The sequence below is a fragment of the Humidesulfovibrio idahonensis genome (assembly GCF_054657715.1).
The window spans coordinates 332,482-353,545 of sequence record NZ_BAAHYE010000002.1 but is presented as its reverse complement, the minus strand read 5'-3'; the positions used below and the strand labels follow the sequence as shown (position 1 = coordinate 353,545).

22 protein-coding genes are annotated in these 21,064 nt (G+C 65.5%); 14 read left to right on the top strand and 8 right to left on the bottom strand.

Annotation, left to right across the window (positions count from 1 at the left end):
- Positions 1-23 precede the first annotated feature (23 nt).
- Positions 24-1,475: a sensor domain-containing diguanylate cyclase gene (locus ACYQ4W_RS01910; RefSeq protein ID WP_459852177.1), complete on the top strand. Its 1,452-nt coding sequence runs from the start codon at positions 24-26 to the stop codon at positions 1,473-1,475.
- Here the strand turns inward: ACYQ4W_RS01910 and ACYQ4W_RS01905 are convergent.
- The 3 genes from ACYQ4W_RS01905 to rpmB form a co-directional block, all read right to left on the bottom strand.
- A complete protein-coding gene (locus ACYQ4W_RS01905) occupies positions 1,472-2,104 on the bottom strand; it encodes a LysE family translocator (protein ID WP_459852175.1) in 633 nt (210 codons plus the stop codon). The two genes, ACYQ4W_RS01910 and ACYQ4W_RS01905, sit on opposite strands and share 4 nt — an antisense overlap.
- Positions 2,101-3,219 (bottom strand): C-GCAxxG-C-C family (seleno)protein, encoded by a 1,119-nt coding sequence (locus tag ACYQ4W_RS01900; protein ID WP_459852173.1) that lies wholly within the window; start codon positions 3,217-3,219, stop codon positions 2,101-2,103. The genes ACYQ4W_RS01905 and ACYQ4W_RS01900 overlap by 4 nt, the downstream gene beginning before the upstream one ends.
- Positions 3,220-3,435: 216 nt before the next feature.
- Positions 3,436-3,654 carry a 50S ribosomal protein L28 gene (rpmB, locus tag ACYQ4W_RS01895; protein ID WP_459852171.1) on the bottom strand — a complete coding sequence of 73 codons (219 nt, stop codon included), beginning with the start codon at positions 3,652-3,654 and terminating at the stop codon, positions 3,436-3,438.
- 177 nt (positions 3,655-3,831) lie between these two features.
- On the opposite strand from rpmB, the gene ACYQ4W_RS01890 reads away from it, so the two are divergent.
- From ACYQ4W_RS01890 to ACYQ4W_RS01840, 11 genes are all read left to right on the top strand, one after another.
- Positions 3,832-4,353 carry a YceD family protein gene (locus ACYQ4W_RS01890; RefSeq protein WP_459852169.1) on the top strand — a complete coding sequence of 174 codons (522 nt, stop codon included), beginning with the start codon at positions 3,832-3,834 and terminating at the stop codon, positions 4,351-4,353.
- 59 nt (positions 4,354-4,412) lie between these two features.
- Complete coding sequence (gene rpmF, locus ACYQ4W_RS01885; protein ID WP_459852167.1) at positions 4,413-4,592, top strand: 50S ribosomal protein L32; 180 nt, start codon at positions 4,413-4,415, stop codon at positions 4,590-4,592.
- Entirely contained in the window at positions 4,585-5,646 is a 1,062-nt protein-coding gene (plsX, locus tag ACYQ4W_RS01880) for a phosphate acyltransferase PlsX (RefSeq protein WP_459852165.1), read from the top strand. Before rpmF ends, plsX begins: the two co-directional genes overlap by 8 nt.
- A 63-nt stretch (positions 5,647-5,709) precedes the next feature.
- The gene (locus ACYQ4W_RS01875) at positions 5,710-6,702 is read left to right on the top strand and encodes a beta-ketoacyl-ACP synthase III (protein ID WP_459852163.1); all 993 of its coding nucleotides are present in this window, start codon (positions 5,710-5,712) and stop codon (positions 6,700-6,702) included.
- Between the two features lie 90 nt (positions 6,703-6,792).
- Positions 6,793-7,536 carry a 3-oxoacyl-[acyl-carrier-protein] reductase gene (gene fabG, locus ACYQ4W_RS01870; RefSeq protein ID WP_459852161.1) on the top strand — a complete coding sequence of 248 codons (744 nt, stop codon included), beginning with the start codon at positions 6,793-6,795 and terminating at the stop codon, positions 7,534-7,536.
- Positions 7,537-7,573: 37 nt separating this feature from the next.
- Positions 7,574-7,804 carry an acyl carrier protein gene (gene acpP, locus ACYQ4W_RS01865; protein WP_459852159.1) on the top strand — a complete coding sequence of 77 codons (231 nt, stop codon included), beginning with the start codon at positions 7,574-7,576 and terminating at the stop codon, positions 7,802-7,804.
- A gap of 118 nt (positions 7,805-7,922) precedes the next feature.
- Positions 7,923-9,161: a beta-ketoacyl-ACP synthase II gene (gene fabF, locus ACYQ4W_RS01860; protein WP_459852157.1), complete on the top strand. Its 1,239-nt coding sequence runs from the start codon at positions 7,923-7,925 to the stop codon at positions 9,159-9,161.
- 55 nt (positions 9,162-9,216) lie between these two features.
- A complete protein-coding gene (glyA, locus tag ACYQ4W_RS01855; RefSeq protein WP_459852155.1) occupies positions 9,217-10,455 on the top strand; it encodes a serine hydroxymethyltransferase in 1,239 nt (412 codons plus the stop codon).
- 78 nt (positions 10,456-10,533) lie between these two features.
- Positions 10,534-10,998, top strand: coding sequence for a deoxycytidylate deaminase (locus ACYQ4W_RS01850; protein WP_459852153.1), 465 nt, complete (start codon positions 10,534-10,536; stop codon positions 10,996-10,998).
- Entirely contained in the window at positions 10,964-12,127 is a 1,164-nt protein-coding gene (ribD, locus tag ACYQ4W_RS01845; RefSeq protein WP_459852151.1) for a bifunctional diaminohydroxyphosphoribosylaminopyrimidine deaminase/5-amino-6-(5-phosphoribosylamino)uracil reductase RibD, read from the top strand. The genes ACYQ4W_RS01850 and ribD overlap by 35 nt, the downstream gene beginning before the upstream one ends.
- Positions 12,127-12,792 (top strand): riboflavin synthase, encoded by a 666-nt coding sequence (locus tag ACYQ4W_RS01840; RefSeq protein ID WP_459852149.1) that lies wholly within the window; start codon positions 12,127-12,129, stop codon positions 12,790-12,792. The genes ribD and ACYQ4W_RS01840 overlap by 1 nt, the downstream gene beginning before the upstream one ends.
- A 384-nt stretch (positions 12,793-13,176) precedes the next feature.
- Here ACYQ4W_RS01840 and ilvN read toward each other — a convergent pair whose 3' ends face one another.
- From ilvN to ACYQ4W_RS01815, 5 genes are all read right to left on the bottom strand, one after another.
- Positions 13,177-13,506 (bottom strand): acetolactate synthase small subunit, encoded by a 330-nt coding sequence (gene ilvN, locus ACYQ4W_RS01835; protein WP_459852147.1) that lies wholly within the window; start codon positions 13,504-13,506, stop codon positions 13,177-13,179.
- Positions 13,496-15,241: an acetolactate synthase large subunit gene (gene ilvB / locus ACYQ4W_RS01830; RefSeq protein ID WP_459852145.1), complete on the bottom strand. Its 1,746-nt coding sequence runs from the start codon at positions 15,239-15,241 to the stop codon at positions 13,496-13,498. The genes ilvN and ilvB overlap by 11 nt, the downstream gene beginning before the upstream one ends.
- Before the next feature lie 321 nt (positions 15,242-15,562).
- Positions 15,563-16,516 (bottom strand): chemotaxis protein, encoded by a 954-nt coding sequence (locus ACYQ4W_RS01825; protein ID WP_459852143.1) that lies wholly within the window; start codon positions 16,514-16,516, stop codon positions 15,563-15,565.
- An 81-nt stretch (positions 16,517-16,597) separates the two neighbouring features.
- Positions 16,598-17,707: an N-acetylneuraminate synthase family protein gene (locus tag ACYQ4W_RS01820; protein WP_459852141.1), complete on the bottom strand. Its 1,110-nt coding sequence runs from the start codon at positions 17,705-17,707 to the stop codon at positions 16,598-16,600.
- A 2-nt stretch (positions 17,708-17,709) separates the two neighbouring features.
- Complete coding sequence (locus tag ACYQ4W_RS01815; RefSeq protein WP_459852139.1) at positions 17,710-18,324, bottom strand: winged helix-turn-helix transcriptional regulator; 615 nt, start codon at positions 18,322-18,324, stop codon at positions 17,710-17,712.
- Positions 18,325-18,764: 440 nt separating this feature from the next.
- Between ACYQ4W_RS01815 and ACYQ4W_RS01810 the strand changes: the two genes are divergently transcribed.
- A complete protein-coding gene (locus ACYQ4W_RS01810; RefSeq protein WP_459852137.1) occupies positions 18,765-20,492 on the top strand; it encodes a long-chain-fatty-acid--CoA ligase in 1,728 nt (575 codons plus the stop codon).
- A 185-nt stretch (positions 20,493-20,677) separates the two neighbouring features.
- Positions 20,678-21,049: a hypothetical protein gene (locus ACYQ4W_RS01805; protein WP_459852135.1), complete on the top strand. Its 372-nt coding sequence runs from the start codon at positions 20,678-20,680 to the stop codon at positions 21,047-21,049.
- The last annotated feature ends 15 nt before the right edge of the window (positions 21,050-21,064 follow it).

Sequence of the window (21,064 nt, the reverse complement as noted above, 5' to 3'; positions counted from 1 at the left end):
ACAGACGGGAAGGCGGATTCGCCATGTCCCGCATCGCCCTGCCGCAAAAACGCCCGGTCCTCCTCTTGGTGACGCTGTTCCTCGTGCTCGGTTTTCTGAGCACCACCATCGTCAGCTACCAGGTCTCGCGCAACGCCATCCGCGACTCCATCCTGACCCAGGAGCTGCCGCTGACCTCGGACACGGTCTATTCCGAGATTCTGAAGGATCTGGTGCGGCCGGTGTACGTGGCCTCCATGATGGCCAGCGACACCTTCCTGCGCGACTGGACCCTGAACGGCGAGCGCGACCAGGCCCAGATGACCCGCTTCCTGCGCGAAATCATGGCGCGCTATGGCGCCTTCACCAGCTTTTTCGTCTCCGACACAACACGCAACTACTACCACCCCTCGGGCCTGCTCAAGAAGGTCAACGAGCTGGAAAGCCGCGACGCGTGGTACTTCCGCGTGCGCGACATGCGCGACCCCTACGAGATCAACGTCGACCCCGACATGGCCAACCGCGATCTCTTGACCATCTTCATCAACTACCGCGTGAACGACTACAAGGGCCGCTACCTCGGCGTGGCCGGGGTTGGCCTCACGGTCGAGGCCGTGCGCAAGGCCATCGCCCAGTACCAGCAGCGCTTCGACCGGCGCATCGCCTTTGTCGACGCCCAGGGGCGCATCCTGCTCTCCGCCGACCATGGACGGACCGAGACCAACATCCACTTCATCGAGGGCCTGCGCGACCAGGCCGACGCCATACTGGCGCTCCGCACCGGCTCCTTCGAGTATGTGGGCGGCGGCAAAACGCATCTGCTGAACGTGCGCTACATTCCGGAACTCAAGTGGTATCTGTTTGTCGAAAAGACGGAGGAAGGCGCGCTGGCGGGCATTCGGCGCACGCTGTACGTGAATTTGGCCGTGTGCCTGGCCGTGACCCTGCTGGTGGTGTTCATCACCGGCGTGGCCCTCACGCGCTATCAGAACCGCGTGGAGGAAATGGCCACCACGGACAAGCTCACCGGGCTTTTGAACAGGCAGACCCTCGACGCGCTCTTCCAGCAGGCCATCAGCCTGGTGCGCCGCGGCGACAAGCCCCTGGCCGTGGTCCTGGCGGACATCGACCATTTCAAGGCCATCAACGACCGCCACGGGCACCTGGTGGGCGACGAGGTGCTCAAGCGCCTGGCCGTCTGCCTGCGCCAAAGCCTGCGCACCTCCGACACGGTGTGCCGCTGGGGCGGAGAGGAATTTCTGATGATTCTGAAGGGCTGCGACGCGCAAGCCGGCGTGACCCTGGCGGAGAAGCTGCGCTTAGCCGTGGAGGCCGACCCGGAGCTGCGCACCCTGGTGCCCAGCGGCGTCACGGCGAGCTTCGGCGTGGCCCAGCTGACCCTGGACGAAAGCGTGGAGAGCCTTGTGGGCCGGGCGGACAAGGCCCTCTACGAGGCCAAGCTCACCGGCCGCAACTGCGTGCGCGTGGCGGCCTAGCGGTCCTCGCAGGCCAGGGCCAGGCCCAGGCTCACCAGCACCCCGCCCAAAACGCGGTTGGCCGCCCGCTCGAACGAGGAATTGCCGCGCAGCCGCCGCATGATGCGCCCGGCGCAAAAGGCCAGCCCCACATCCCACAGCAGTCCCATGACCAGCACGATGGCCCCGAGGCCAAGGAACGCGCCGACCTTGTCCTGGGCCTGCGGCGAAATGAACTGCGGCAAAAAGGCCAGGAAGAACAGCGCCACCTTGGGATTCAGCACGTCCGTGAGCACGCCTTGCAGAAAGAGCGTGCGGTCCTGGCGCTTCACCACAGTACGGGCCGCCGTGGCCGCAAGGCTGCCCGTGTTGCGAAAGCTCTGCACGCCGAGATAGATCAGGTACGCCGCGCCGATGTACTTGAGCACCAGGAAGGCCTCGGCCGAGGCCGCCAGAAAGGCCGAGAGTCCAAGGGCCGCGGCCAGCACATGCACGCTCGCCCCAGCGGTTATGCCCAGGGCGCTGACCACGCCCGCGCGGCGCCCCTGGGCCATGGTGCGGCCGATGACATACATGCAGTCCGGGCCGGGCATGGCGCACAAGGCCAGGGCGGCCAGCAAAAACGCCGGGAAGTTGAGAATCGCGCTCACCGCTGCTGCTCCTTCAAAATCCGTATGACCTGCGCCGCTGTTTCTTCCAGCAAGGGCGCGCAGAAGGTCGTTTTGAGCCCGGCCTCGCGGTAGGCCATGTGGCCTTCGTGCGTGCCCAGGTCATGTCCGATGAGCGTGCGGCACTCCAGCGCGCCGTACCGCTCCAAAAAGAACTCGCGGAACTCCTGCACCGGGCTGTAGGTCTCGTCGAGATCGTCCCGGCCGGAGTCGCGCCCCAGGGCCATCCCGAGGGCCATGACTCCGGCGGAGAAGGCGCCGCAGGGCCCGCAGCAGCGCGAAAGCCCGCTGCAAAAGCCCGTGGCCATGCGCGGGATGAGCGGCGAACGCACGCCAAGGCCCCGCGCCACGGCCGAAAGCACGGACTCCGCGCAGAGCAGCGGCCTGGCGTTGCTCCAAAACTCCCGCGCATACCCGGCCACGGCGTCGGGGTCCGCGTCGGCCAGGCGCACACCCAGCACGGGCCGCCTGGCGCTGGCCGCAAAGATGGAGATGCGCGCCGAATCCGAACCGTCGCACGCATCCGCGCAGCAATTCTCGCCGCAGCAGTCCACGGCCGCATCCGCAAGCCCGGCGCGCTGCAGCCAGGCCGAGACATCGGCGCGGGCAAAGCCAGGCCAGCGGTCGTGGTGCTCGGTAAGCAGAAAGCCATGGCTGTGGCTGTCCAGGTCGGTGATGACCAGACGGCCGCCGGGACGCAGGATGCGCGCCATCTCGGCGATGGCCCCTTGCGGGTCGTCCACATGGTGCAGGAACATGTTGGCGAAGACGAAATCCACGGATGCGTCCGGCAGGGGCAGACGCCCGGCCTCGCCCTCAAGGACGGTGAGACGCCCGGCAGCGCCGAAGCGTTTGCGCAGTTCGGCCAGCATCTCCGGCGACTGGTCCACGGCGAAGACGGCGAGCCCGGCCCCAAGCAGGGCCTGGGTGACGAAGCCAGCGCCGGCGCCCAGATCGGCGGCGGTCAGCCCGGGGCCGTTGCCCGCGCCGATTCCGGCCAGGGCCAGGGCCTTCTCGCGCACGGACTCGGGAAAAAAGCCGGAACGCAACGCGTCCCATTGCTCCGCAACCTTGGCGAAATACTCGCGGCTGGACATGGACAAACTCCTGAAAGAGGTCTTGGGCCGGGAGTTCCCGGCCGCGCAACACCGGTTTGCCAGAACTCGCGGCCGCGGTCCAATGGCAATGGCTGAAGCGGTCCTTCAGGAATGCTGATGGCTGAGGGCTTCCTTGACAGGAGCCCCAAAAAAAGCGCACGAAAAAAGCCCCGGCAAGCCGGGGCTTTCTCGTTTCGTCAATGGCTGTGGGCGGTGTTAGGCCGCGACAACCGCAGGGCGGACGGCGGGCTTCACCACGGAGCCGCTGCGGATGCAACGGGTGCAGGCGTGGATGTAGCGCACTTCGCCAGAGGCCAGAACGGTCTTGACGCGCTGCAGGTTGGGCAGAAAACGACGCCGGGTGCGGTTGTTGGCGTGGCTCACGTTGTTACCGGAGCTGGGGTGCTTGCCGCAGATATCGCACGTCTTGGACATGGGAAACCTCCTGAAACATTATCTTTATGCGGACACGGCCAACGCCGCGCTTCGACTCGATGCCGGGCTCCCGGCGTCAAGGAAGAGGACTTGTAGCTCCGGGGACAGAAAAAGGCAAGAGCTTTTTTCTTGACAAACAAAAAGCCGCCCGTATAGAGATGCGGCCTGCGAGGCAGCATGACCGAACTCTGGATTTCTCTACAGGACATCCCGGCTGAAGGCCGGGAATTTTCATTCACGGACCAGTCCATATGGACAGGGCCCATGAAGGAGTTTGGCGTGCCCGGCAAAGTGGGCACTCCATTTGCGGCCTCCATGCGCATAACCCCGCAGGATGACGGATTTCTCGTGACCGGCAGCTTTGCCGGTTCGGTCATTCAGCCCTGCGGACGCTGCGCCGAGGAATTCGAGCTTGCCCTCAAGGGCGACTTCGACAGCTTCGAGGAGCCCGGCGTTGCGGAGGATGAGCTGGAGGACGCCAGCCGCGTCCGCGTGGTCAAGGGCGTTGCGGAATTCGACGCCGCGGGTTTTCTGTGGGAGCAGTTTCTGCTGGCCCTGCCGGAAAAGCCGCTCTGCGCCGAGGATTGCAAGGGCCTGTGCCCCACGTGCGGCAGCAACAGGAACCAAGGCTCCTGCGCCTGCGTCGAGGATAAAGGCGATCCAAGGCTTGCGGTCCTGCGCAACTTGAAGTTACAATAACCTGAGCAGGCCGGGTTTTCGCGCCCGGCGTGTTTACTAGAACCTTAAGGAGAGCCATCATGGCCTTACCGAAGAAGAAGACCTCCAAGTCCCGCAAGAACATGCGCCGTTCCCACGACCACGTCGCCACCCCCAATGTCGTGCTGTGCAAGTGCGGCGAGCCCGTGCTTTCGCACTGCGCCTGCTCCGCCTGCGGCAACTACAAAGACCGTCAGGCCCTGACCCCCGCGAATGCCTGATAAGCCGACCCGCATCGCCGTTGACGCCATGGGCGGCGACATCGGCCCCCGGGTCAACGTTCCTGCAGCCGTGCAGGTCGCCCGCGAAGGCGTCCACATCACTCTCGTGGGTGATGCGGATGTCTTGCGCGCGGAGCTTGCCCGGCACGAGGGAGCGGACGCCCTGCCCATCGCCATCCACCACGCCTCCCAGGTGGTGGACATGGACGAAAAGCCCTCCGAGGCCCTGCGCCGCAAGAAGGACTCGTCCATCCAGGTGGCCTGCCAGCTGGTGAAGGACGGCCAGGCCGACGGCGTGGTCAGCGCGGGCAACTCCGGAGCCTCCGTGGCCTGCGGCATGTTCGTGCTGGGCCGCATCAAGGGCGTGGAGCGCCCGGCCCTGGCCAGCATTCTGCCCACGGAAAAAGACCCCGTGGTGCTCATAGACGTGGGCGCCAACGTGGACTCCAAGCCCTTCCACCTTGCCCAGTTCGGCATCATGGGCGACGTGCTCGCCCGCGACGTGCTGGGCGTGGAGCGTCCGCGCGTGGGCCTTTTGTCCATCGGCGAGGAAGAGGGCAAGGGCAACGTCATGGTGAAGGAGGCCTTCGACCTCCTGAAGCAGACCTCGCTCAACTTCGTGGGCAACGTGGAAGGACGCGACATCTTCACCGGCGACCTCGACGTGGCCGTGTGCGACGGCTTTGTGGGCAACATCTGCCTCAAGCTGTCCGAGGGCCTCGCCAGATCCTTCGGCCGGGTGCTGAAGCGCGAACTCAAGCGCCACATGCTCTCGCGCATGGGCGCGGCCCTTTCCATGGGGTCGCTCAAGAACTTCGCCCGCATGATGGACTACGCCGAATACGGCGGAGCGCCGCTTCTGGGCCTCAAGAGCATCCTCATCGTGTGCCACGGCGCCAGCAACCAAAAGGCCGTTACCAACGCCATCCGCATGGCCGCGACCTATGTGGACAAGAAGGCCCACGAGCACCTGGCCGTTGAGCTGACCGCCCACAAGGAGCTGGGACAGTTCAGCCGCCACAAGGCTCCAGAAGAGATGAGCGCGCCGGCTTAAGCCCGGGCGCACAACCAACCCGTCGGCTTCCGCCGGCACTAGCCCACATTTATGAGCGTGCCAATGAACACATCCTGCATCATCCGCGGAATGGGCCACTGCGTGCCGGACACCAAGCTCACCAACGCCGACTTCGAGCGCATGGTCGAGACCAACGACGAGTGGATCGTCTCGCGCACGGGCATCCGCGAGCGCCACGTGGCCCTGAACGGCGAGACCTGCGTGGACCTGTGCCACGGCGCATCGCTGAAGGCCCTTGAAAGCGCGGGCATGGAAGCGGCCGAGCTGACCCACGTGCTGGTGGCCACCTTCTCCGCCGATGCGATCATCCCCTCGGCCGCGTGCATGCTTTCGCACCGGCTGGGCATTGCCGGACGCATGTCCCTTGATATCTCGGCCGCGTGCTCCGGCTTTCTGTACGCCCTGGAGACCGCCCGCGCCCTGGTGACCCTGCACCCGCAGGCCAAGATCCTGGTGGCCGCGTGCGACATCGTCTCCTCCCGCGTGGATTACACGGACCGCAGCACCTGCATACTCTTCGGCGACGGCGCCGGCGCCATCGTGGTCACGGCCGACTCCCCGGAGTTCAAGGGCGGCCGCGTGCAGGACGTGCTGGTGGCCTCCGACGGCGCCATGGGCGACCTTTTGACCATCAAGGGCGGCGGCTCGGGCACCCCGTACAAGCTGGGCGACGTTGTGCGCCGCGACTTCTTTGTGGAGATGAACGGCCGCGAGGTCTACAAGCACGCCGTGCGCGCCATGAGCGGCGTGTGCGAGGAACTGATGACCCGCCACGGCTACACCTGCGCCGACGTGGACGTGTTCATCCCGCACCAGGCCAATCTGCGCATTGTGGAGGCCGTGGGCAAGCGCCTGGGCATGCCCGAGGAAAAGGTCTTCACCAATCTGCAGAATTACGGCAACACCTCCGCCGCCTCCGTGCCCCTGGCCCTTTCCGAGGCCCACGCCGAGGGCGTCATCAAGCCGGGGAACCTCGTTCTTTTGGGAACCTTCGGCGGCGGCTTCACCTGGGGCTCGGCCCTGGTCAGGTTCTAAAAGCCCAAGTGCGGGTTTGCAGTCCGGCGGATTTTCGGATAACAGGCGCGTAGCACACCGGCGGCAAACCCGCCGGAAGAGAGGGACCACATGAGCGATTTGCCCAAGGTTGCACTGGTGACCGGCGGTTCGCGCGGCATCGGCAGAGCCTGCGCGGAAAAGCTGGCCAAGGACGGCTTCGAGGTCTACGTGACCTACGTGAGCAAGCCCGAGGAGGCCCAGAAGACCGTCAGCGCCATCACCGACGCCGGCGGCGAGGCCAAGGCCTTCTGCCTCGACGCGAGCAACCGCCAAGCCGTCTCCGCATTTTTCACCGACGAGATCAAGGACAAGGTGAGCCTTGAGGTGCTGGTCAACAACGCCGGCATCACCAAAGACGGCCTCATCATCCGCATGAAGGACGAGGACTGGGACCGGGTCATCCAGGTCAACCTGACGGGCGCCTTCGCCTGCCTGCGCGAGGCCTCCAAGATCATGGTCAAGCAGCGCTCGGGCCGCATCATCAACATCGCCTCGGTCGTGGGGCAGATGGGCAACGCGGGCCAGGCCAACTACGTCGCCGCCAAGGCCGGGCTCATCGGGCTCACCAAGAGCGCCGCGCGCGAGCTGGCGGGCAGAGGCATCACCGTGAACGCAGTCACCCCCGGCTTCATTCAGACCGACATGACCGCGGTTCTGCCGGAAGCCATTGTGTCAAAAATGCTTGAGAGCATTCCCCTTGGCCGCCTGGGCGCGCCCGAGGACATCGCCAACGCCGTCTCGTTTCTCGCGGGACCCGGCGCAGGCTATGTCACCGGACAGGTTCTGGCCGTCAACGGCGGAATGTACATGTAACTGAAACGTCACGTCAAAAACACCTTTTGGAGGGAATATGTCCGTAGCCGAGAAAGTTAAAGGCATCGTCGTGGAGCAGTTGGGCGTTTCCGCCGATGAAGTGAAGCCCGAGGCCTCTTTTGTCGAGGATCTGGGCGCCGATTCGCTGGACCTGACCGAGCTGATCATGGCCATGGAAGAAGCCTTTGACATCGAGATCGACGACGAGGACGCGCAGAAGATCCTCAAGGTCAAGGACGCCATTGAGTACATCGAGAAGCACAAATAGCATCGGCCAAAAGGCCCTGCTTTAGTTGGATATTCGGAGCGCCCTGCCTGCATCGGGCTGCGGGGCGCTCCGCCTTTTCCTCCGCACGGGCTGCCCCCGCAAAAACGGATAGTGCTGCATGAACAGGGTTGTCGTTACGGCTTTGGCCGCCATCACCCCCCTTGGAAACGATCTCGAGTCGAGCTGGGACAATCTGCTCGCCGGCAAGTCCGGCATCGCGCCCGTCACCACCTTCGACGCCACCGGCTTCGACACCACCATCGCCGGCGAGGTCAAGGGATTTGATCCGACCAAGTACATCAACGCCAAGGCAGCGCGGCGTATGGAAAAGTTTGCCCAGTACGCTGTCGCCGCCTCCAAAATGCTCATGGAGCAGGCCAACTACGCCATTCCGCCCGAGGAAGCCCACCGCGCAGGCGTCATCATCGGCGTCGGCCTGGGCGGGCTCGACGGCATCGAGCACCAGCACCAGAAGCTCATGGACTCCGGCCCCGGCCGCATCAGCCCATTTTTCATCCCCACCATCATCGCCAACATGGCGGCGGGCATGGTCTCCATCGAGCACGGCGCGCGCGGAGCCAACATCTGCACCACCACGGCCTGCGCCTCCGGTACGCACGGCATCGGCGCGGCCTTCTCCGAGATCAAGCTCGGCCGCAACGACGTCATGATCTGCGGCGGCACGGAATCGACCATCACGCCCCTGGCCTTCTCCGGCTTCAACGCCATGAAGGCCATGAGCACCCGCAACGACGACCCCGAGCACGCCATGCGCCCCTTCGACAAGGACCGCGACGGCTTTGTCATGGGCGAGGGCTGCGGCCTTTTGCTGCTGGAGAGCCTGGACCACGCGAAAAAGCGCGGCGCCAAGATCCTGGCCGAGGTCGTGGGCTTCGGCGCCTCCGGCGACGCCTACCACATGACCGCCCCGCCCGAGGACGGCTCCGGTGCGGCCATCGCCATGCAGAAAGCCGTCGAGGAAGCGGGCATCGCCCCGTCCGCGGTGGACCACATCAACGCCCACGGCACCTCCACCTACCTGAACGACCTGTGCGAGACCCGGGCCATCAGGACGGTGTTCGGCGCGCATGCGAAAAACATCGCCATTTGCAGCAACAAGGGCCAAATCGGCCACCTGCTGGGCGCGGCCGGCGGCGTCGAGGCCTGCTTCAGCGTCATGGCGCTCACCACCGGCATCGTCCCCGGCACCGTGAACCAGATCACCCCGGACCCGGAGTGCGACCTGGACTACGTGGCCGACGGCCCGCGCAAAAAGCAGGTCGAGTACGCCCTGTCGAACTCCTTCGGCTTCGGCGGCACCAACGGCTGCATGCTCTTCAAGCGTTTCACGGACTAGCGGACGGCACAGCCGCCGTACCCCACGGCATCAATACAGCACACGAGGACGCATCATGGAAGAACTCTTCATCCAGGACCCGGAGATCGCCGCCTCCATCGCGAACGAGATCGACCGGCAAGTCAGCAAACTTGAACTCATCGCCTCGGAGAACTTCACCTCCACCGCGGTGCGCCAGGCCATGGGCAGCGTCCTCACCCACAAATACGCCGAAGGCTACCCCGGCAAGCGCTACTACGGCGGCTGCGAATTCGTCGACCAGGTCGAAGAGCTCGCCCGCGACCGCGCCAAACAGCTCTTCGGCGCGGGCTACGCCAACGTGCAGCCCCACTCCGGCTCGCAGGCCAACATGGCCGTGTACTTCGCCGCGTGCAAGCCCGGCGACACCGTGCTCGGCATGAACCTGGCCCACGGCGGCCACCTGACCCACGGCAGCCCGGTGAACTTCTCCGGCAAGCTGTTCAACATCGTCTCCTACGGCGTCTCCCCGGACACCCAGACCATCGACTACGAGGCCCTGGAGAAGACCGCCAAGGAATGCAAGCCCAAGATGATCGTGGCGGGCGCCAGCGCCTATCCGCGCGTCATCGACTTCGCGCGCTTCCGCAAGATCGCCGACGAAGTGGGCGCGGTGCTCATGGTCGACATGGCGCACATCGCCGGCCTCATCGCCGCCGAGCTGCACCCCAGCTGCATCGAGCACGCGCACTTCACCACCACCACCACGCACAAGACCCTGCGCGGCCCCCGCGGCGGCATGATCCTCTCCTCCGAGGACCAGACCAAGCTGCTCAATTCGCAGATCTTCCCCGGCATCCAGGGCGGACCGCTCATGCACGTCATCGCGGCCAAGGCCGTGGCCTTCGGCGAAGCGCTGCAGCCGGGCTTCAAGCAGTACCAGGAGCAGGTTGTGCAGAACGCCGGTGCGCTGGCCGGCTACCTCAAGGACGCCGGGTTCGACCTGGTTTCTGGCGGCACGGACAACCACCTCATGCTGGTTGACCTGACCAAGAAGAACATCACCGGCAAGGACGCGGAGATCGCACTCGACAAGGCGGGCATCACCGTGAACAAGAACGGCATCCCGTTCGACACCAAGCCGCCCACCGTCACCTCCGGCATCCGCATCGGCACCCCGGCCCTCACCACCCGCGGCATGATCGAAGAAGACATGCTGGCCGTGGCCGAGGCCATCACCGCCGCGCTGGAGAACATGGACAACGAGTCCGTGCTCGACGAAATCCGCCTCGAGGTGGAGGACTTCGCCCGCGAGTTCCCGCTCTACGCCTGGTAAATCGTTTCCAAGGCCGCCCGGACCAGCAATGAAGCCAGGTCCGGGCGGCCCTATCCAAAGGCTTCGGGAGGCCTCAACATGAGCGACCGCGTCCCCTGGCCCACCTATTTCATGCGCATCGCCCATCTCGTGGCCGAACGCTCCACCTGCATACGCCGCCGTGTCGGGGCCGTGGCCGTGCGCGACAAGCGCATGATCGCCACCGGCTACAACGGCACCCCGACCAACGTTCCCCACTGCGGCGAGGTGGGCTGCATCCGCGAGCGCCTGGGCATCCCCTCCGGCCAGCGGCACGAGCTGTGCCGGGGTCTGCACGCCGAGCAGAACGTCATCATCCAGTGCGCGCTGCACGGCCTTTCCCTCGCCGGGGCAGAAATTTACTGCACCACGGAACCCTGTCTCATCTGCACCAAAATGCTCATCAACTGCCAGGTGCGCGCCATTTATTTCGCGGAGCAATACCCGGATGAACTGGCGAACGCCATGCTCAAGGAAGCGGGGGTGGACTATGCCCATATGCCTGGAGACTACCGGTCCTCTTGATCTTTTCATGCGCCGCGCGGCCGAGCTGGCCCTGCGCGGCCGCGGGGCCACGGCCCCGAACCCCTGCGTGGGCGCTGTGCTCGTCAAGGAGGGCCGCGTGGTGGCCGAGGGCTGGCACAAGGTCTGCGGCGGCCCACATGCGGAGGTCGAATGCCTGGCCGACGCCAAGGCCAAGGGCGTGAACCCGGCCGAATGCACTCTTTTCGTCACCCTTGAGCCCTGCAACCACCAGGGCAAGACCCCGCCCTGCACCAAGGCCATCCTCGCGGCAAAGGTGCCGCGAGTCGTTGTGGGCTGCGGCGACCCCAACCAGGACGTGACCGGCGGCGGCGTGGAAGCCCTGCGCGCGGCCGGTGTCGAGGTCACCGTCGGCGTCGAGGAAGCCCTCTGCCGCGACCTCATCGACGAGTTCATCACCTGGAAGACCACCGGGCGCACCTTCAACGTGCTCAAAATGGCCAGCACCCTGGACGGCAAGATCGCCGCGCGCGGCGGCCGCCCCCAGGCCGTCAGCGGGCCCAAGTCCCAGCAGGACGTGCACCGCCTGCGCTCGCAGTCCCAGGCCGTCATCGTGGGCGGCAACACCTTCTACGGCGACAACCCGCAGCTCACCTGCCGCCTGGAGGACGCCCCGCTGCCCCCGGACTTCCGCCAGCCGTACGCGGTCATCGTCACCGGCAAACTGCCCAAGGCCTACTCCACATTCAATATTTTGCGCCAGCGGCCGCAGCAGGCCGTGTTCTGGACCACGGAATATTCCGCCAAAACGCCCCTGGCCGACGAACTGCGCGAGCGCGGCACGCACATTTGGGGCCTGCCGGAACTGGCCGGTCCCACGGGCGACGGGCTCAACTTCGCGCCGGCCTTTGCGCGCCTGCGCGAGGAGCTGGGCTGCCACCTGACCCTGTGCGAGGGCGGCGGCCACCTGGCCTTGAGCCTGTGCCGCCAGGATCTGGTGGACGAGTTCGTGCTCTATCTTGCGCCGCGCGTGCTGGGCGACGACGAAGGCAAAAGCCTGTTCGCGGGCGAGGCCGTGCAGAGCATGGACCAGGCCCTGCCCTTCCGCCTGGCGCACACCACCTCCTGCGGGGAGGATTTGAAACTCACCTACAAGCCAAGGAGAGCTTGATGTTCACGGGACTTGTCCAGGGCATGGGTCGCATAGAGGCCGTGGAGGCCAAGGGCGGCGAGTCGCGGTTCAAGATCCGCGCCCTGTTCGACTTGCAGAATATCGTCGAGGGCGAATCCATCGCCGTCAACGGGGCATGCCTCACGGTGGAGACCTTCGGCGCGGGCTGGTACACGGCCTACGCCAGCGGCGAAACATTGCGCCTCACCAACCTGGGCGCGCTCAAGACCGGCAGCGTGGTGAACCTGGAGCGGGCCCTGGCCCTGGGCGACCGCCTGGGCGGGCATCTGGTGAGCGGCCACGTGGACTGCCTGGCCACGGTGGCGGACGTGAAGCCCGCGGGCGAAAGCCGCGTCTACACCCTCACCTTCCCGGCCGAACACGGCCCCTTCGTCATCTGGAAGGGCTCCGTCACCCTGGACGGCATCAGCCTGACGGTGAACGACTGCGGCGCGGACCACCTCTCCGTGAACATCATCCCCTCCACCCAGCGGGAAACGACCATCGCCAGTTGGAAGCCCGGCGTGAAGGTGAACATGGAGACGGACCTGATCGGCAAATACGTGCGCAACATGCTCAGGCCCTGGAAGGGCGAAGGCCCGGCCGAGGACGCGCAGCCCGCGTCCAAGCTGAGCATGGACTTCTTGAAGGAGCACGGTTTCTAGTCGGCCTGTTCCGCTCCTGCGGCCAAGTGCCTTAGCATGGGAAGCGGGGGAAAGGCGCTTTCCGTCCCCCCCTCGGCCAGCCCTCTCAGTCAGAGCCGTAACGGCTGCCGAGCCCAAAGCCAGCAGCTCCAGCCAAGCCCCTGCCCTGGTTTGCGACGCAATGTCATTGTTGCCGAAATGGTCTGGGGAGCTTGCCGCGACCAACCGAGCCGCAGCGCAATCATCCGACACCTGCCACGGCGAAACCGCAGGCGGCTTGCCGCGCAATGAGCGCGCCAGCCAATCGTCACGCAAAAGCGGACGGGGGAGAACGCCTCCCCCGTCCGTTTTTTTACGCCCAGCGGCGGGCATGCAACCGGACGGCTGGCTGAATCGACGATTCGGCTACGCCACCTCGGCGCAGGGGCCCGCGGCCTCCCACCCGGCCATGCAGGCGTCCATGCGCGCCAGAGCGGTGCCGTCCGCCTCGTAGGCCAGCACCTCCAGCACGTCGTTCAGCTTGCGCACCTGGCGGATCATCTGCCCCAGGCGGTCGTCGGCCTGCACCACGAGCCAGATGCGGCTGGTGCCGCCCCCCTCCTGCGGGGTCACCATGATGCCCTCCACGTTGAAGGCGCGCCGGGCGAAAAGCCCGCACACATGGGTCATGACGCCGGGATGATTGTTCACAGTGAGCCGCAGGGCCATGAGCGGCGTTTCGTTGTTATGCGGCATGAGATTTTCCTCCCTTCAAGGACTGGGCCTCTGGCGCGTCCTCGCAGATCATGGTCGTATTGGCCGCGCCCGGGGGCACCATGGGGTACACGTTGTCCTGGGCCTGCACCTGCACGCGCACCAGGCAGGGGCCTTCGCGCTTAAGGGCCCGCTCCAGGTCCGCCATGGGCGTCCTGCTCTCGGAGATGTCGATGGCGCGCACGCCGAAGCCTTCGGCGATCTTGATGAAATCCACGCGGTGCCGATAGTCGGAGGCGAAGATGCGGCGACTATAAAACAGGTCCTGCTGCTGCTGCACCAGGCCCAGCCCGCCGTTGTCCGCCAGGACGATGGTGACGTTGGCCCCGGTTTCCGCGGCCGTGGCCAGCTCCTGAATGTTCATCTGCAACGAGCCGTCGCCCGTGAAGCAGACCACGGGCCGCGCCGGGTTGGCCAGGGCCGCGCCGATGGCCGTGGGCAGGCCGAAGCCCATGGTGCCCAAGCCGCCGGAAGTCAGCCAGGCCCGGGGCTCCAGGTCCGGGTAGGCCTGGGCGGCGCGCATCTGGTGCTGGCCCACGTCCGTGGCCACGATGGCGTCGGCGCCAAGCAGGTTGCCGGTGCAGCGCACCAGGCCGTAAGGCGTCAGCGGATCATCCAGGCCGGGCAGGTCCTGCGGGTTCTCGGCCTTGCAGGCGGCCACGCGGTCAAGCCACGCAACGCGTTCGCCCCCGGTGGCGGCCCCTTCCGTCCCCGCCGCAAGCATGGGCAGCAGCGCGGCCAGGGTCTCGCCCACATCGCCGGTGATGGCCAGATGCGTTTGCTTGAGCTTGTCCAGCTCGCTCTGGTCGATGTCCACGTGGATGAGCTTGGCCTCGGGGCAGAACTCCTCCAGACGGCCCGTGGCGCGGTCGTCCAGGCGCGCGCCCGCAACCAGAAGCAGGTCGCACTCGCTCATGAGGATGTTGGCCGCGCGGGTGCCGTGCATGCCGAGCAGCCCCAGGTTCAGCGGGTGGGCATCGGGCACGATGCCAAGGCCCAGGAGCGTCATGGTCACGGGCATCTGCGCGGCTTCGGCCAATGTGCGGGCCACGGCCCCCGCGCCGGAGGCGGCCACGCCGCCGCCCGCCATGAGGATGGGGCGTTTGGCCTGGGCCAGCATGCGCGCCGCCTGGGAGAGGGCCTCGTGGTCCGGAGCCTCCACCGGGTCGACAGCGCCGGGCTCCGGCCATTCGGCGATGTCGATGCGCCCGGTCTGCACGTCCTTGGGGATGTCGATGAGCACCGGGCCGGGCCGGCCCGAGGCGGCGATGCGGAAGGCCTCCGGGATGACGCGCAGAAGCTCCTCCACGCTGTGCACCAGGAAGTTGTGCTTGGTCACGGGAATGGACATGCCGTAGATGTCCACCTCCTGGAAGGCGTCGGTGCCGATCATGGCGCGGGGCACCTGCCCGGTGATGCAGATGACCGGCACGGAGTCGAGCTTGGCGTCGGCTATGGCGGTGAGGGTGTTGGTGGCGCCGGGACCGGAGGTGGCGAAGAACACGGCGGGCTTGCCCGTGGTGCGGGCCATGCCCTGGGCCATGAAGCCCGCGCCCTGCTCGTGGCGGGCCAGCACGTGCCGGATGACGGTGCTGTGGGAGAGGGCGTCGTACAGGGGCAGGTTGGCCCCGCCGGGTATGCCGGGGATGATGGTGATACCCTGCCGCTCCAACAGGCGGATGGTGAGTTCCGCGCCCGTCATGGTCGTTCTCTGCATGAGACACCTCCAAGTGGGTGCCCCGGGACGCTGTCGGCTTGGCTTGGTTCCCGCCTGGTGTGGCCGGAAAGAAAAACCCCCGCCGACTTGCGCCGACGGGGGTTTGGGTTCGCTACGAAAAAACCTGCCCGCTACGACGCGTTGTCGCCTACGACACCTACTACGACCAATACGTTGAAACGCAGGGCGGCGCGGGCGTCCAGGGCGGCTAGAGCCAGGGCGGAGCAGGCGGCGGTGCGGTTCATGTCGGTTCAGCTCGAAGGTTGCGGGTTTGTTGACTGTTGAAAGGCTTACGCCGAAGTCCGGGAAAAGGTCAAGCCCCTAACCGGCCCGGCGGCTCAAAATCATTTCGCGCACCTGGGTGGTCAGGCCGCCGAAGGCCGGCTTGGTGATCTGCGCGTCCGCGCCGACGCTTTGGCCCTTGTGCAGCAGATTGGGCGAGATGAGCGACGAGAACAGAACCACGGGCAGCACGCCCAGCTCCTTGTCGCTCTTCACGTGCTTGGTCAGGGTGTAGCCGTCCATGCGCGGCATCTCCACATCGGAAATCACGGCGTCCAGCAGGCTCGACACCGGCACCCGGCGCTCCGCGGCCTCGGCCTTGAGGGTCACCAGATAGTTCCAGGCATCCTCGCCGTTGTTCTTGGCCTCGACCGTGAACCCGGCGTTCTCAAAATTGCGTTTGAGCAGAAAGCGCACCGAGGTGGAGTCGTCGACCAGCAGCACGTGCAGAGGCGTTTCGGCCTCGGGCACGTCCACGTGTTCGGACTCCTTCACGTCCAGGGCGTTCAACTCCACCAGGGCGCGCTCCAGGTCGAGCAGCAGCGCGAAGTGGTCGTCCAGGCGGACCGTGCCGGTGATGCAGTTGCCCGGCAGGTCGGAAAGATAGCGGCTGGGCGGTTCCACCTCGCTCCAGCTCACGCGGTGGATCATGGTCACGCCGGACACGAGGAAGCCCGTGCGCACGCCGTTGAACTCCGTCACCAGGATGGGCTCGTGGCTGTTGGGCACGCGCGCAACGTTCAGCCACACGGCCAAATCGACCACGGGCAGGACCATGTCGCGCAGGGGAATGACCCCGAGATAGCTGGGATGCTCCGCCGAGGGAGAGGGCTCAAGGGTCGGCGGCGACTCGATGATCTCGAGCACCTTGGCCACGTTGACGCCGAAATAGGAATTCACGCTCTGGCCATCTGCGCCGGCCTCCGTGAGGTACAGCTCGATGATCTCCAGCTCGTTGGTGCCGCTCTCCAGGAGGATGTTCGTCTGGTTCATGCCCGACCGTCCTTTCCTGGTCCATACGCGAGCGCGGGCCGCATGGCTAGCCCCCTTTCGGGAGCGGCAAAGCCTATGGCCCTACCCGCGCGTGGAAAGCGAGGCCGCCGAGGCAGCACGGGCCTGCGGCTCGGAAAGGGCGAAAAACTCCCACTGCAAGGGTTCCTCGTGCTTCACGGAGCGCAAAAGCGCCGCGCCCAGCACCTCGTCCCAGTGCACGGGCGAAATGCCGTCCAAGGGGCTTCTGGTGGTCAGGTCGGCGGAGGTCAGCACGTGCCCGGCGGGCAAATCGCGCGAGAAGACCATGCACTTGCGCAGCTTCTTGGCCGCGGCCTGCTCCTCGGGGAAGACCTTCTTGCCCTTCAGGATCATGCAGGACTCCACCTCGCGGATCATGCGCACCAGCAGCGCCAGCTCAGCAGGTTCGAGGCTGGCCTTGTGGTCCGTGCCCACCTGGCTCTTGTCCAGGGTGAAGTGGCGCTCCACGACGCAGGCGCCCAGGGCCACAGAGGCCACGCTGGGGGCCAGGCCGCGCTCGTGCCCGGAATAGCCCACGGGAAGATTGTAGCGCTCGCGCAGGGCGTCCATCACCGGCAGGCCGATCTGTTCCTCGGCGCAGGGGTAGGAGCTGTTGCAGTGCAGCAGCACGAGCTTGTCGTGGCGGGCGCGGATGACGGCCACGGCCGCGTCCACTTCCTCCAGGCTGCTCATGCCCGTGCTCATGATGACGGGCAGGCCGCTTTCGGCCACCTTGCGCACCAGGGGCAGGTTGGTCACGTCGGCGGAGCAGATCTTGATGACCGGCATGTCGAGGCCAAGCATCTCGTCAAGGCTCACCTCGTCCCAGGCGGAGGCGAAGAACACCAGCCCCAGGGATTCGGAAAGCTCCTTCAGCTCGGCCATCTGCGCGGCGGAAAGCTCCAGCGCCATGCGGTGCGCGCCGTAGGTGGGTCCAAAGCTGTTGGCCCCGGTATAGGGGGCCTCGCGTCCGGCGCGGGTCAGCAAAGACTCCATGTGCCGCTTTTGAAACTTGACGGCCTGAACTCCGGCCTTGGCCGCTTCCTCGACCATGCGTCGGGCCTGGTCCATGTCGCCCTGGTGGTTGTTGCCCACCTCGGCCACGATGAAACAGGGGCACCCTTGGCCAATTCTCTGGCCGGTGGGAAGCGTAATGGAGGTGACGTGCGCCATGCTCACAACCTCACGGTCTCGAGCCCTCTCCTGACGGAGACGGGCTGCAGTTGCTGGAAAATTTCGTCCTGGCGGCCAAACGAAGTTATGACCACGGCCTGGCAATCCACGTGTTCCAGCACCACGGGCGACGAAATGACATAGCCGTGGAACAAAGCGCCGTGCTTCTCCACGTCGTTATCCACAACGACGACCACCTGGAAGGCGGTGTCGCGCAGGGCGGAAAGCACGACCTCGCACGTTTCGGAGGCGCCGAAAAGCGCGATCTTCTTGCTCCCGCGAAGCTCCAGGCTGCGCAGCTTGGAGAGAATGAAATCCTTGATGTTGGTATAAAGCCGGATGGTCTCGCTCGAGTAGTCGCTGAACATCTGGCGGCGGCTTTTTTCGCCGCCGCTGGTGAGCACGTAGCGGTAGCTCTTGCCGTTCACCGGGCGGAACTCGATGAGGTCTTTCTCCTGCAACAGCTTGAGGTATTGGTTGACCATGGCGCCGCTGAGCTTGAGCCGGCGGCCCAATTCGAACTGCGACAGCGCCGAGTCCTGCGACAGGGAGTCCAGAATGGCGAGCACTCTGGTTTCCTTGCTGGGCTTGATGTATTTTCCGTCTGCGAGCAGCATGTTCATTCACCCGGTGGTTGGTGCCTGGTCCAAAAATCTTTCGTGGCCGCGCATCCGCAAGGCGGAAGCGTCTGCCGCCTCAAGATCCTGCGTGACTTTATGCAAATTACGGGCAAACCATCCCCGAATCGTTCACTTGGTCAATGATATTTTTTCACACCTTGTGTGCAATCAAGTCTCATATAATCCCAGAAAACATGGACTGTCAACGTTTCTACCGTATTTTCGGCATAAACGAAAAAGTTCTTTAGCCTGTAATTAAAACGCCAAATCATTCATAGATGCAATAAATCATCACCGCCACAAATATGACGTTCCGTCGTGCCGCGCCATTTTTCCGCGCGGATTCCCCCAAGCGTTTTCCCCTTGCCACCTTTCGTGCGCCAAACTATAGTCCCCCGGCCTTTCATGCCCCACGACTGCCCCCGCGAGGATGGACCATGCCCGAGATTGACCGCCCCTGGCTCAAGCATTACGACCAAAATGTTCCGCATTCACCGCAGCTTGCTCTGAAGCCTGTGCACGAGCTGCTTTTCGAGGCAGCCGACCGCTGGCCGGAGCGGCCCGCCGTCGTGTTCCAGAACACCAGCATCACCTACTCCAAGCTGCGCAAACTTGCGGGTCTTGTGGCCGCCAACCTCCGCAAGCACGGGCTCAAGCGCGGCGACCGCGTGGCCGTCATGCTGCCCAACACCCCGCAGACCATCATCGCTTACTGGGGCGTGCTGCGCGCGGGCGGCACGGTCGTCTTCACCAATCCGCTGTACATGGAGACGGAGATCGTCCACCAGTTTTCCGACTCGGGCGCGCGCTTCCTCATCACCCTCGATTTGCTGTGGAACAAGATCGAGCCCCTGCGCGCACAGCTGCCCATCGAGAAATATTTCGTCACCAGCATCGCCGACAGCCTGCGCTTTCCCATGAACATGCTCTACAAGCTGCGCGCCTGGCGCGAGGGCCACAACCGCAAGGTGCCCTTTGACAGCCACACCGTGTTCACCTGGGGCGCGCTCATGGGCGGCATGTCCACCTACACGGCCGAGGGGCTCATTCCGCAAAAGGACCTGGCGCTTCTGCAATACACCGGCGGCACCACGGGCCTGGCCAAGGGCTGCATGATCACCCACGCCAACCTCTGCGCCAACGTGCAGCAGTGCACGGCCATGCTGCCCGGCATGGGCGCCGACCGCGAGACCTTCCTCGGCGTGCTGCCCTACTTCCACATCTACGGCCTCACGGTTTCGCTCAACCTGTGCACCGCCGTGGGAGCCACGCAGATTCCCTTCCCGCGCTATGTTCCCGGCGATGTGCTGAAGACCATCCACAAGGACAAGCCCACGGTGTTCCCGGGCGCGCCCTCGGTGTACATTTCGCTTTTGCAGCAAAAGAACGTCGGCTCCTACGACCTCTCGTCCATCCGCTACTGCGTGTCCGGCTCAGCCCCCATGCCGGTGGAATGGTTCGACCAGTTCCGCAAGGCGACCGGCGCGCGCATCTGCGAAGGCTACGGCCTTTCCGAAGCCTCGCCCGTGACGCACATCAACCCCCTGCACGGCGAAGCCAAGCACGGGGCCATCGGTCTGCCCGTACCCGGCACCGAGGCCAAGATCGTGGACATGGACCTGGGCGGTCCGCCCCTGCCTCCGGGCAAACTGGGCGAGCTGGCCGTGCGCGGTCCGCAGGTCATGGCCGGATATTACGGCCGCCCGGACGAGACCGCCGACGTGCTCAGAAACGGCTGGCTCTACACCGGCGACATCGCCTACATGGACGAGGAAGGCTACTTCTTCATCGTCGACCGCAAGAAGGACCTCATCATCAGCGCGGGCTACAACATCTACCCGCGCGAGATCGACGAGATTCTGCACCAGCACCCCAAGGTGCAGGAGGCCGTGGCCGTGGGCATTCCATGCGACGCGCGCGGCGAGGTGGTGAAAGTCTTTGTGGTGCCCAAGGCGGGTGAAAAGCCCACCAAGTCCGAAATCATCGCCTTTTGCCGGCAAAAGCTGGCCGGCTACAAGGTGCCGCGGCACGTGGAGTTCCGCGAGAGCCTGCCCAAGACCATGGTGGGCAAGGTGCTGCGCCGGGCCTTGCGCGCCGAGGAAGCCGAACGCGCCCGCGCCTGCGGGGTGCCGCCCGTGCAGGACAACGCCAGCGGCGGCGCCTGAGCCCTCCGCCCTTTGCAGCAAAAAGCCCCGCCGCGAGACGGGGCTTTTTTTATTGCCCCACGCAACGGTAACAGCCTCGTCTTTCTCACGTCACCACGGCCTGGCAGTGTCTCATCCGGTGCGGGCGACGGACCCCTGCCCCCCACCTGTTCGCCCCTGCACACATCACACAGGAGGACACGGCCATGCTCCGACTGCTGCCCCAACCCAATGCCGCCACGCAACAGAGAAAGCTCTCCCTCGTCTCCCGGTGCGTGGCCGCGCCCGCACCGGAAACCGTCACAACCGCGATTCCGGCGGCTGGCCCGGCGGCCCTGCTCTACACCCTGCTGCGCCACGGCCGCGCGCTGCCCCGGCAGGAAGCCGAAAGTCGTCTGCGCGAATCATTAAGCGACATTCTGGAGAGGCCTCTTGACGGCGCCGCAGGGAAGGCGTCCGGCAATCGGATCACCGAATCTTCCGGCAATACGGCCGCCCAACGATCCGACACGCTTTCCCGCGCGCTGCTCCGCGAGGATGTCGCCGAACCCTTCGGCGGACCGTTCCAGGCGGCCTGAACCACCCGCCCCGGA